This window comes from Pseudomonas sp. 58 R 12 (assembly GCF_900005865.1).
GTDB lineage: Bacteria > Pseudomonadota > Gammaproteobacteria > Pseudomonadales > Pseudomonadaceae > Aquipseudomonas > Aquipseudomonas tritici.
Genome location: NZ_CVTP01000002.1, coordinates 177,061 through 188,978 on the forward strand (window position 1 = coordinate 177,061; position 11,918 = coordinate 188,978).

Below are 11,918 nucleotides of genomic sequence, written 5' to 3' on the forward strand. Positions count from 1 at the left end.
GCCACCAGCCATCAGCCTTCAGCTTGACGCGTGGGCTGGAGACGCAAGGTCGATGCTTACTTCAGCTCGACTTTAGCGCCTGCTTCTTCCAGAGTAGCTTTGGCTTTGTCAGCGGCGTCTTTCGACACTGCTTCCAGAACCTGGGCAGGAGCGCCGTCAACTACAGCCTTGGCTTCTTTCAGGCCCAGACCGGTCAGTTCACGTACTGCCTTGATCACGTTTACTTTCTTCTCGCCAGCTTCCAGCAGCATAACGTTGAATTCGGTTTGCTCTTCAGCAGCAACAGCAGCAACAGCTGGGCCAGCGGAAGCAGCGGCAGCGGAAACGCCGAATTTTTCTTCGAAAGCTTTGATCAGCTCAACAACCTGCAGAACCGACATTTCAGCTACGGCGTTGAGGATATCGTCTTGGGAGATAGACATTGCTGTATTTCCTGAATTGGGGGACGGCCTACGCGGCCATCGAAATAAACAAAAATACGCGAGAGAATTTGCTCAGCCTTAGGCTGCGGCAGCTTCTTTTTGCTCGCGAACTGCGGCCAGAGTACGAGCCAACTTGCTGGTAGCGCCTTGAATCACGCTCATCAGCTGAGAAATAGCTTCGTTACGGGTCGGCAGTGTTGCCAGTACGTCGATTTGGTTAGCTGCGAGGAACTTGCCCTCGAACGCAGCTGCCTTGATCTCGAACTTGTCCTGACCCTTGGCGAACTCTTTGAACAAACGGGCAGCAGCGCCAGGATGTTCCTTGGAGAAAGCAATCAGGGTCGGGCCTGTGAACACGTCGTTGAGAACACTGTATTCAGTGTCAGCAACAGCGCGCTTGAGCAGGGTGTTACGTACAACACGTACGTATACGCCAGCTTCACGAGCCTCTTTACGGAGTCCGGTCATAGCGCTTACTGTCACACCACGGGCATCAGCCACGACAGCGGACAGAGCAGCTTTGGCAGCCTCGTTGACTTCAGCGACGATGGCCTTCTTGTCTTCGAGATTAATTGCCACGGGTTTAACTCCTGCTTGTTACCGTTTCATCTGGCCGGAGCCGGATGTCGTTTTGGTGTCTGATTCGGTAAGGAACCGGGAGCACCATCTGCGTAGGCTTGTGGTTTAAGACTTGCGTCGCCTACGGTCTTGGATAGCCCCCGCCAGGCAGGGACCCCAATTTTTTCAATTGGCGCAATCGCTCGCGCCAATCTGTGTCTTATACGTCCAACGAGCCTTGGTCGATGACCAGACCTGGGCCCATAGTGGTGCTCAGGGTAACGCGCTTGACGTAGATACCTTTCGAGGAAGCTGGCTTGATACGCTTCAGATCAGCGATCAGGGCTTCAACGTTTTCCTTCAGCTTGACGGCATCGAAGCCGACTTTGCCAACGGAGGTGTGAATGATGCCGTTTTTGTCGGTGCGATAACGAACCTGACCAGCCTTGGCGTTTTTAACCGCGGTAGCTACGTCTGGGGTTACGGTGCCGACTTTCGGGTTAGGCATCAGGCCACGTGGACCCAGGATCTGACCCAACTGACCTACAACGCGCATTGCATCCGGGGAAGCAATAACTACGTCGTAGTTCAGGTCGCCGCCTTTCATTTCGGCAGCGAGGTCGTCCATGCCAACGCGATCGGCGCCGGCGGCCAGAGCAGCTTCAGCTGCCGGGCCTTGGGTGAAGACAGCTACACGTACAGTCTTGCCAGTACCGTGTGGCAGCACAGTTGCGCTACGAACGACCTGGTCGGATTTACGTGGGTCAACACCCAGGTTTACAGCAACGTCAACGGACTCGCTGAACTTGACAGTCGACAGCTCGGTCAGCAGGGCAGCAGCGTCTACAAAGTTGTAGGCCTTGCCTGCTTCGATTTTGCCGGCGATAGCCTTTTGGCGCTTGGTCAGCTTAGCCATTACACACCCTCCACGTTAAGGCCCATGCTACGAGCAGAACCGGCGATGGTACGCACGGCTGCATCCATATCAGCTGCAGTCAGATCCGCGTTTTTGGTTTTCGCGATTTCTTCCAGCTGAGCACGAGTCACGGTGCCAACCTTAACGGTGTTCGGACGAGCGGAACCGCTAGTCAGACCAGCAGCTTTCTTCAACAAAACCGAAGCCGGGGTCGACTTGGTTTCGAAAGTGAAGCTACGGTCGCTGTATACAGTGATGATCACTGGAGTCGGCAGACCTGGCTCAATACCCTGAGTACGGGCGTTGAAGGCCTTGCAGAATTCCATGATGTTCACGCCGTGCTGACCCAGAGCTGGACCGACGGGTGGGCTAGGGTTGGCCTGAGCGGCCTTCACTTGCAGCTTGATGTAAGCGGTAATCTTCTTGGCCATGAGGCACTCCAATTACGGGTTCGAACGCCTCTAAAGGCTCCCCGGTTACTTGCGCGTTTATCCCAGTGACGACAAAACCCCACAGCCTAGGCTGTGGGGTTGGGATGCTTGCTCAGCTAGACCTTTTCGACCTGGCTGAACTCCAGCTCTACCGGAGTAGAACGACCGAAAATAAGCACTGCCACTTGGATCCGGCTCTTTTCGTAGTTAACTTCTTCGACAGTACCGTTGAAATCAGCAAACGGACCATCTGTGACACGAACAACCTCACCCGGCTCGAAAAGCGTCTTCGGCTTAGGCTTGTCGCTACCATCAGCAACACGACGCAGAATTGCTTCTGCTTCTTTATCGGTGATAGGAGCAGGCTTATCAGCGGTACCGCCGATGAAACCCATGACACGAGGAGTGTCCTTGACCAAGTGCCAAGTACCTTCATTCATGTCCATCTGTACCAGCACGTAGCCAGGGAAGAACTTGCGTTCGCTTTTGCGCTTCTGACCATTCCGCATTTCAACCACTTCTTCAGTGGGAACCAGAATTTCGCCGAAGCCATCTTCCATGCCTGCCAGCTTTACGCGCTCCAGCAAAGAGCGCATAACATGCTTCTCGTAACCCGAGTAAGCATGCACAACGTACCAACGCTTAGCCACGGGACACCCTTAGCCAACAATCAAGGAAACAAGCCAGCCGAGCAGGGAATCAAGCCCCCACAACAGCAACGCCATAACCAGAACAACAGCCACAACAATCAACGTGGTCTGCGTGGTTTCTTGGCGAGTCGGCCAAACGACTTTACGTATTTCGGTGCGAGCTTCCTTTACCAGGACCGCGAAAGACTTGCCTTTGGCAGTCTGCAGGCCTACAAAGGCAGCTACAGCAGCAAGGGCAAGCAAAGCGAGCACACGGTACAGGATCGGCGAAGCAGAATAGTACTGATTGCCAACAACGCCTACGACCACCAAGGCGACTACTGCGAGCCACTTGACCAGATCGAAACGAGAGCTTTGAGCTTCAGCCTTAGGAGTCATCTATGAAGATCCTGTGAAAAGAAAGCCAGATACACCACGTGAATCTGGCAGGTCAGGAGGGAATCGAACCCCCAACCTACGGTTTTGGAGACCGTCGCTCTGCCAATTGAGCTACTGACCTAAAACAAAATCAGGCCGACCATTATGCAGGCCTGAAAAAGACTTTACAACAACCAACCTCTAGAGACTTGAAATCACCTGGCAACACCAGGCACAACACCATCAAGCCGAGATTAACTGTTAAAACAAAGGCAGATATTTTCATATCTGCCTTGTTATATGGAGCTCTTGAGCGGATTTGAACCGCTGACCTCACCCTTACCAAGGGTGTGCTCTACCAACTGAGCTACAAGAGCAAAACACCGTGCACAACCTGCAAACTTGGAGCGGGTAGCGGGAATCGAACCCGCATCATCAGCTTGGAAGGCTGAGGTTCTACCACTAAACTATACCCGCGGAGCTTGCAGCTCACGCTAAAAATGGTGGAGGGGGAAGGATTCGAACCTTCGAAGTCGTAGACGTCAGATTTACAGTCTGATCCCTTTGGCCGCTCGGGAACCCCTCCTAAGCGAGCCGGCATTCTACATCACGCCGACCTTCTGTCAAGCATTTTCTCATTAAAAATATGAGGTTAGCTGCGTTGACCTTCGCTTCGCACTGCTGACCTAAAAGGTCTTCACTGCGAAGCGGGCGCCATTCTATGCAAACTATTCGAGAGTTGCAACGCCTTCGCACAACATTATTTTATGTTTTAACTCATTGAATTCCTTGGCAAGGTTTTCAAAGGGCAGGTCGTCAGCCAGGCGTCGGCTTTCAGGGGCAACGCGGAGCCAGTAGCCGGAAGCATCAGCAGTATTCAGCAATTGGACCTTGACCTTTATATCCAGGCTTGTGAGGCGCTGCTCAACGAGTTGCGCCTGGCGTTGATCCGCAAATCCGCCGATGTACAGGCACGTATTTTGTGCCTCAGGCGCTCTTGCTCGCTCCCTGCGCATTACGGTGTCAGAGGATTCACTCAATAGCCGAATATCCTGCTGCGCCCCCTTGTAGAGACTTAGAGGAGTGACATCTTTAGCGCGCAACGGTGCTTCTTGCTGATGCCAAACGTAGTAGAAGGCGTTGAGAACAAGTAAAAGCAAAAACAGCCAACGCATAATCACCTCAGGACAAAGGGCACGCCATCGCCAAACCGACAAAAACCAGATCAGGAACGAGCCGGGCCTGTGGCACCGCATCCGATACCAGATCAGCATCCCCGCCGGTCAGGAACACAGTGAAGTCATCACCCCAGTAGCTTCGCGCCAGTTCCAACTGAGTCAGGACAAACCCTCTCAACATCAACGTACAGCCGCGCTCTACCGCCTCCACAGTCGTACGACCTGGCGAGAGATACTCCAGCGCCCTTTCAGCAGCCGCGTCGTCGTAACGAATCTTGCGCGTGTGAGTCCGCAACTGACTGCGCATTAGAGGCATGCCGGGACATATAAAGCCGCCCAGATGCTCACCATCCGCCGTAATAAAATCTGCTGTTGCCGCGGTGCCAAAATCGAGCACCAGGCAAGCGCCGCGCGCCAGCTTGAATCCACCAAGCATCGCTAACCAGCGATCAAGACCCAGACGCTCGAAATCTTCGTAGCCGTTACGCACTCCGGCCATTTCTCGTGCGGGAGCAGCGCAGGAAACAGCAACGCCGAAAGTCTCATACAGAGCCGCGACTAGTTTGCTTGTTTCTTCCAAGGCACGAACGCTCACCAATCGGCAGCGTGTCAGCAATAATCCAGGAAGCGCGAGCAGGCTTTCAATCAATGCCAGATCCGAACCCACAACACCCTCCGCCGAGGTACTCGCCCTATCCGAATCAAGCACTCGCCATTTAATAAAGCTATTCCCACAGTCGAGCTCAAGAATCATCACGCAGCCTCAGGCTTAACTCACCACCACTGTATATTTTCTCAACACCATCAACGCTCAGGCGCAATGCTCCCTGACGATCTACACCCAATACAATCCCGTCAACCTGGTTAACGCCGGCAATGAGGGATACTGACCGCCCCTGCCATGCGTGATTTTGCTCCCACTCTTCTTGAAGCGCGACAAAACCGTGTGCCCTGTGTCGATCAAGGTAGTTTTGCAACTGCTGGCCCAATCGCGCCGCCAGAGCGTTGCGATCGACAGGAGAGCCCGTCTCGAGCTGCACCGAAGTCCATAGCTGATCGACCTCGTCAGCTCTCTGCATATTCACGTTTATACCTATTCCGAGAACAACGTGACAGATATCAGCAGGGTCTCCTACCAACTCCAGCAAAATCCCGGCAATCTTCTTCTGCCCCACCAAGACATCATTTGGCCACTTCAGTGCCGCCCCCTGCACACCTGACTCGCGCAAGGCCTGCATGACCGCCAGGCCCACCACCAGGCTTAGGCCCTCCAACTGCCGCAAACCAGCCTCGATGCGCAATACGAGGCTGTAATACACATTCTGTGCAAACGGGCTGACCCACTTTCGCCCCCTTCTGCCTCTTCCCGCCGTCTGCTGCTCCGCAAGCACCAAGAACGGAGCCGCGCATCCAGCATCAACAAGACGCAAGGCTTCGGCATTCGTGGAATCAAGGGAGTCAGAGATATGTACGGGCCACGTCAAGGAAGGCGCATTCCGCGCAATGTCCTCAGCACTCAAGAAAACCAGGGGCGACGCCAATTGATACCCCTTACCACGAACCTTATGGATGGGCAGATTCAATTCAGCCTCGAGGTGCTGGAGCTGCTTCCAGACCGCACTGCGACTAACGCCCAGGGCAGCGCCAAGTGCTTCTCCGGAGTGGAATCGGCCATCTTTCAGAAGCTTTAACAACGTCAGCATGCAGGTATCGCCTCACAATGAGGCACGCATGATAGCCATGCGCACGGTCATTGCATAGAAAGGCCGAGCGTTAGCACTGAAGGCCGCCGAGATGAGCTCTTTGCACTTTTCACCCGCCCAAAACAAAACCCCTGTTCGCGTTAGCAAACAGGGGTTCTGGAATTTAATCTTGACGATGACCTACTCTCACATGGGGAAACCCCACACTACCATCGGCGATGCATCGTTTCACTACTGAGTTCGGGATGGGATCAGGTGGTTCCAATGCTCTATGGTCGTCAAGAAATTCGGGTACTGAGTCGTGGCCAGATGGCCTCGCTTCAGCAAATTGGGTATGTGACAGCTTTCGGTGTTTTCGTGAGATCGAACTTTCGGTTCTATCGTCTTCACACACCGCAATCTGATGCTCGTTAGAGTAGTCAAATTGCTTGGGTGTTATATGGTCAAGCCTCACGGGCAATTAGTATTGGTTAGCTCAACGCCTCACAGCGCTTACACACCCAACCTATCAACGTCGTAGTCTTCGACGGCCCTTCAGGGGACTCAAGGTCCCAGTGAGATCTCATCTTGAGGCTAGTTTCCCGCTTAGATGCTTTCAGCGGTTATCTATTCCGAACATAGCTACCCGGCAATGCCACTGGCGTGACAACCGGAACACCAGAGGTTCGTCCACTCCGGTCCTCTCGTACTAGGAGCAGCCCCTCTCAAATCTCAAACGTCCACGGCAGATAGGGACCGAACTGTCTCACGACGTTCTAAACCCAGCTCGCGTACCACTTTAAATGGCGAACAGCCATACCCTTGGGACCGGCTTCAGCCCCAGGATGTGATGAGCCGACATCGAGGTGCCAAACACCGCCGTCGATATGAACTCTTGGGCGGTATCAGCCTGTTATCCCCGGAGTACCTTTTATCCGTTGAGCGATGGCCCTTCCATACAGAACCACCGGATCACTAAGACCTACTTTCGTACCTGCTCGACGTGTCTGTCTCGCAGTCAAGCGCGCTTTTGCCTTTATACTCTACGACCGATTTCCGACCGGTCTGAGCGCACCTTCGTACTCCTCCGTTACTCTTTAGGAGGAGACCGCCCCAGTCAAACTACCCACCATACACTGTCCTCGATCCGGATAACGGACCTGAGTTAGAACCTCAAAGTTGCCAGGGTGGTATTTCAAGGTTGGCTCCACGCAGACTGGCGTCCACGCTTCAAAGCCTCCCACCTATCCTACACAAGCAAATTCAAAGTCCAGTGCAAAGCTATAGTAAAGGTTCACGGGGTCTTTCCGTCTAGCCGCGGATACACTGCATCTTCACAGCGATTTCAATTTCACTGAGTCTCGGGTGGAGACAGCGCCGCCATCGTTACGCCATTCGTGCAGGTCGGAACTTACCCGACAAGGAATTTCGCTACCTTAGGACCGTTATAGTTACGGCCGCCGTTTACCGGGGCTTCGATCAAGAGCTTCGCGTTAGCTAACCCCATCAATTAACCTTCCGGCACCGGGCAGGCGTCACACCCTATACGTCCACTTTCGTGTTTGCAGAGTGCTGTGTTTTTAATAAACAGTCGCAGCGGCCTGGTATCTTCGACCGGCATGAGCTTACGGAGCAAGTCCTTCACCCTCACCGGCGCACCTTCTCCCGAAGTTACGGTGCCATTTTGCCTAGTTCCTTCACCCGAGTTCTCTCAAGCGCCTTGGTATTCTCTACCCAACCACCTGTGTCGGTTTGGGGTACGGTTCCTGGTTACCTGAAGCTTAGAAGCTTTTCTTGGAAGCATGGCATCAACCACTTCGCTAACTAAAAGTTAGCTCGTCATCAGCTCTCGGCCTTAAGATCCCGGATTTACCTAAGATCTCAGCCTACCACCTTAAACTTGGACAACCAACGCCAAGCTGGCCTAGCCTTCTCCGTCCCTCCATCGCAATAACCAGAAGTACAGGAATATTAACCTGTTTTCCATCGACTACGCTTTTCAGCCTCGCCTTAGGGACCGACTAACCCTGCGTCGATTAACGTTGCGCAGGAAACCTTGGTCTTTCGGCGTGGGTGTTTTTCACACCCATTGTCGTTACTCATGTCAGCATTCGCACTTCTGATACCTCCAGCAAGCTTCTCAACTCACCTTCACAGGCTTACAGAACGCTCCTCTACCGCATCACTTACGTGATACCCGTAGCTTCGGTGTATGGTTTGAGCCCCGTTACATCTTCCGCGCAGGCCGACTCGACTAGTGAGCTATTACGCTTTCTTTAAAGGGTGGCTGCTTCTAAGCCAACCTCCTAGCTGTCTAAGCCTTCCCACATCGTTTCCCACTTAACCATAACTTTGGGACCTTAGCTGACGGTCTGGGTTGTTTCCCTTTTCACGACGGACGTTAGCACCCGCCGTGTGTCTCCCATGCTCGGCACTTGTAGGTATTCGGAGTTTGCATCGGTTTGGTAAGTCGGGATGACCCCCTAGCCGAAACAGTGCTCTACCCCCTACAGTGATACATGAGGCGCTACCTAAATAGCTTTCGAGGAGAACCAGCTATCTCCGAGCTTGATTAGCCTTTCACTCCGATCCACAGGTCATCCGCTAACTTTTCAACGGTAGTCGGTTCGGTCCTCCAGTTAGTGTTACCCAACCTTCAACCTGCCCATGGATAGATCGCCCGGTTTCGGGTCTATTCCCAGCGACTAGACGCCCTATTAAGACTCGCTTTCGCTACGCCTCCCCTATTCGGTTAAGCTCGCCACTGAAAATAAGTCGCTGACCCATTATACAAAAGGTACGCAGTCACCCAACAAAGTGGGCTCCCACTGCTTGTACGCATACGGTTTCAGGATCTATTTCACTCCCCTCTCCGGGGTTCTTTTCGCCTTTCCCTCACGGTACTAGTTCACTATCGGTCAGTCAGTAGTATTTAGCCTTGGAGGATGGTCCCCCCATATTCAGACAAAGTTTCTCGTGCTCCGTCCTACTCGATTTCATGACTAAGAGATTTTCGCGTACAGGGCTATCACCCACTATGGCCGCACTTTCCAGAGCGTTCCGCTAATCTCAAAGCCACTTAAGGGCTAGTCCCCGTTCGCTCGCCACTACTAAGGGAATCTCGGTTGATTTCTTTTCCTCAGGGTACTTAGATGTTTCAGTTCCCCTGGTTCGCTCCATACACCTATGTATTCAGTGTAAGGTAACCATCTTATGATGGCTGGGTTCCCCCATTCAGACATCTCCGGATCAAAGTCTGTTTGCCGACTCCCCGAAGCTTTTCGCAGGCTACCACGTCTTTCATCGCCTCTGACTGCCAAGGCATCCACCGTATGCGCTTCTTCACTTGACCATATAACCCCAAGCAATCTGGTTATACTGTGAAGACAACATTCGCCGAAAATTCGATAATACTCAAAACTGAGTAACTCACAAATTTTACCTTAGCCTGATCCGTTACCAGTGAAAGTAACGTTCAGTCTATCTTTCTATCACATACCCAAATTTTTAAAGAACGATCTAATCAAAGACTAGAAATCAACATTCACCATCATAACGATGGAATGCTCATTTCTAAGCTTTCATAACGTAGAAGCAGTAGTGGTGGAGCCAAACGGGATCGAACCGTTGACCTCCTGCGTGCAAGGCAGGCGCTCTCCCAGCTGAGCTATGGCCCCGTATTTCTACAGGCGTTTCCCACACAAAATTGGTGGGTCTGGGCAGATTCGAACTGCCGACCTCACCCTTATCAGGGGTGCGCTCTAACCAACTGAGCTACAGACCCAATTTCGGGCTGCTTCTTATCGTCTTCTTCAATGAATCAAGCAATTCGTGTGGGAACTTATGGAGCAGCTGATGTCGTCGATTAAGGAGGTGATCCAGCCGCAGGTTCCCCTACGGCTACCTTGTTACGACTTCACCCCAGTCATGAATCACACCGTGGTAACCGTCCTCCCGAAGGTTAGACTAGCTACTTCTGGTGCAACCCACTCCCATGGTGTGACGGGCGGTGTGTACAAGGCCCGGGAACGTATTCACCGCGACATTCTGATTCGCGATTACTAGCGATTCCGACTTCACGCAGTCGAGTTGCAGACTGCGATCCGGACTACGATCGGTTTTCTGGGATTAGCTCCACCTCGCGGCTTGGCAACCCTCTGTACCGACCATTGTAGCACGTGTGTAGCCCAGGCCGTAAGGGCCATGATGACTTGACGTCATCCCCACCTTCCTCCGGTTTGTCACCGGCAGTCTCCTTAGAGTGCCCACCATTATGTGCTGGTAACTAAGGACAAGGGTTGCGCTCGTTACGGGACTTAACCCAACATCTCACGACACGAGCTGACGACAGCCATGCAGCACCTGTCTCAATGTTCCCGAAGGCACCAATCTATCTCTAGAAAGTTCATTGGATGTCAAGGCCTGGTAAGGTTCTTCGCGTTGCTTCGAATTAAACCACATGCTCCACCGCTTGTGCGGGCCCCCGTCAATTCATTTGAGTTTTAACCTTGCGGCCGTACTCCCCAGGCGGTCAACTTAATGCGTTAGCTGCGCCACTAAAAGCTCAAGGCTTCCAACGGCTAGTTGACATCGTTTACGGCGTGGACTACCAGGGTATCTAATCCTGTTTGCTCCCCACGCTTTCGCACCTCAGTGTCAGTATTAGTCCAGGTGGTCGCCTTCGCCACTGGTGTTCCTTCCTATATCTACGCATTTCACCGCTACACAGGAAATTCCACCACCCTCTACCATACTCTAGTCAGTCAGTTTTGAATGCAGTTCCCAGGTTGAGCCCGGGGATTTCACATCCAACTTAACAAACCACCTACGCGCGCTTTACGCCCAGTAATTCCGATTAACGCTTGCACCCTCTGTATTACCGCGGCTGCTGGCACAGAGTTAGCCGGTGCTTATTCTGTCGGTAACGTCAAAACAATCACGTATTAGGTAACTGCCCTTCCTCCCAACTTAAAGTGCTTTACAATCCGAAGACCTTCTTCACACACGCGGCATGGCTGGATCAGGCTTTCGCCCATTGTCCAATATTCCCCACTGCTGCCTCCCGTAGGAGTCTGGACCGTGTCTCAGTTCCAGTGTGACTGATCATCCTCTCAGACCAGTTACGGATCGTCGCCTTGGTGAGCCATTACCTCACCAACTAGCTAATCCGACCTAGGCTCATCTGATAGCGCAAGGCCCGAAGGTCCCCTGCTTTCTCCCGTAGGACGTATGCGGTATTAGCGTCCGTTTCCGAACGTTATCCCCCACTACCAGGCAGATTCCTAGGCATTACTCACCCGTCCGCCGCTCTCAAGAGAAGCAAGCTTCTCTCTACCGCTCGACTTGCATGTGTTAGGCCTGCCGCCAGCGTTCAATCTGAGCCATGATCAAACTCTTCAGTTCAAACATCTTTGGGTTTTTAAGAAACCCTAAACTTGGCTCAGCAATCGTTGGTTACATCTTTGATTTCTCGCGGAGTAACTTGTGATGCTGATAATCTTGTTGACTATCAGTCTGACTCCACAAGCACCCACACGAATTGCTTGATTCAGTTGTTAAAGAGCGGTTGGTTAAGATCTTTCGTCTCAACCGAGGCGCGCATTCTACAGCAGCCTCATTTGCTGTCAAGTGATTATTTTCAGAAGTTTTCGAAGAATTCTTCAACAACTTCAACCACTTGCGCTTCCGATCTCTCGTTAGCGGGAGGCGAATTCTACAGCGTTA

9 protein-coding genes, 6 tRNA genes and 3 rRNA genes are annotated in these 11,918 nt (G+C 52.6%); all 18 read right to left on the reverse strand.

Annotated elements, in window-relative coordinates; genetic code table 11:
• Positions 1–56: 56 nt before the first annotated feature.
• Positions 57–422, reverse strand: coding sequence for a 50S ribosomal protein L7/L12 (gene rplL / locus BFP95_RS01280; protein ID WP_003176432.1), 366 nt, complete (start codon positions 420–422; stop codon positions 57–59).
• 78 nt (positions 423–500) lie between these two features.
• On the reverse strand, positions 501–1,001 hold the full coding sequence (gene rplJ / locus BFP95_RS01285; RefSeq protein ID WP_003210095.1) for a 50S ribosomal protein L10: 501 nt from the start codon (positions 999–1,001) through the stop codon (positions 501–503).
• Between the two features lie 199 nt (positions 1,002–1,200).
• Positions 1,201–1,896, reverse strand: a complete 696-nt coding sequence (gene rplA / locus BFP95_RS01290) for a 50S ribosomal protein L1 (protein WP_003232403.1) — start codon at positions 1,894–1,896, stop codon at positions 1,201–1,203.
• The gene (gene rplK / locus BFP95_RS01295; protein ID WP_003210097.1) at positions 1,896–2,327 is read right to left on the reverse strand and encodes a 50S ribosomal protein L11; all 432 of its coding nucleotides are present in this window, start codon (positions 2,325–2,327) and stop codon (positions 1,896–1,898) included. The genes rplA and rplK overlap by 1 nt, the downstream gene beginning before the upstream one ends.
• 116 nt (positions 2,328–2,443) lie before the next feature.
• Complete coding sequence (nusG, locus tag BFP95_RS01300) at positions 2,444–2,977, reverse strand: transcription termination/antitermination protein NusG (protein ID WP_003176436.1); 534 nt, start codon at positions 2,975–2,977, stop codon at positions 2,444–2,446.
• A 9-nt stretch (positions 2,978–2,986) separates the two neighbouring features.
• Complete coding sequence (gene secE, locus BFP95_RS01305) at positions 2,987–3,355, reverse strand: preprotein translocase subunit SecE (RefSeq protein WP_003194658.1); 369 nt, start codon at positions 3,353–3,355, stop codon at positions 2,987–2,989.
• Positions 3,356–3,400: 45 nt separating this feature from the next.
• Positions 3,401–3,476 (reverse strand) — tRNA-Trp (locus tag BFP95_RS01310).
• A 159-nt stretch (positions 3,477–3,635) separates the two neighbouring features.
• Positions 3,636–3,711, reverse strand: a tRNA-Thr gene (locus BFP95_RS01315).
• A 26-nt stretch (positions 3,712–3,737) separates the two neighbouring features.
• Positions 3,738–3,811 (reverse strand) — tRNA-Gly (locus BFP95_RS01320).
• Positions 3,812–3,835: 24 nt separating this feature from the next.
• A tRNA-Tyr gene (locus BFP95_RS01325) sits at positions 3,836–3,920 on the reverse strand.
• Between the two features lie 142 nt (positions 3,921–4,062).
• Entirely contained in the window at positions 4,063–4,509 is a 447-nt protein-coding gene (locus BFP95_RS01330; protein ID WP_065872589.1) for a hypothetical protein, read from the reverse strand.
• A gap of 7 nt (positions 4,510–4,516) precedes the next feature.
• Entirely contained in the window at positions 4,517–5,266 is a 750-nt protein-coding gene (locus BFP95_RS01335) for a pantothenate kinase (protein WP_065872590.1), read from the reverse strand.
• On the reverse strand, positions 5,256–6,215 hold the full coding sequence (gene birA / locus BFP95_RS01340) for a bifunctional biotin--[acetyl-CoA-carboxylase] ligase/biotin operon repressor BirA (protein ID WP_065879560.1): 960 nt from the start codon (positions 6,213–6,215) through the stop codon (positions 5,256–5,258). The genes BFP95_RS01335 and birA overlap by 11 nt, the downstream gene beginning before the upstream one ends.
• Before the next feature lie 167 nt (positions 6,216–6,382).
• Positions 6,383–6,498: ribosomal RNA gene (gene rrf / locus BFP95_RS01345) — 5S ribosomal RNA — on the reverse strand.
• A 156-nt stretch (positions 6,499–6,654) separates the two neighbouring features.
• Positions 6,655–9,546: ribosomal RNA gene (locus tag BFP95_RS01350) — 23S ribosomal RNA — on the reverse strand.
• 249 nt (positions 9,547–9,795) lie between these two features.
• A tRNA-Ala gene (locus tag BFP95_RS01355) sits at positions 9,796–9,871 on the reverse strand.
• 30 nt (positions 9,872–9,901) lie between these two features.
• Positions 9,902–9,978: transfer RNA gene (locus tag BFP95_RS01360), tRNA-Ile, on the reverse strand.
• 82 nt (positions 9,979–10,060) lie between these two features.
• A 16S ribosomal RNA gene (locus BFP95_RS01365) occupies positions 10,061–11,597 on the reverse strand.
• The 16S, 23S and 5S rRNA genes sit together here with 2 tRNA genes alongside, the layout of an rRNA operon.
• Positions 11,598–11,918 lie beyond the last annotated feature (321 nt).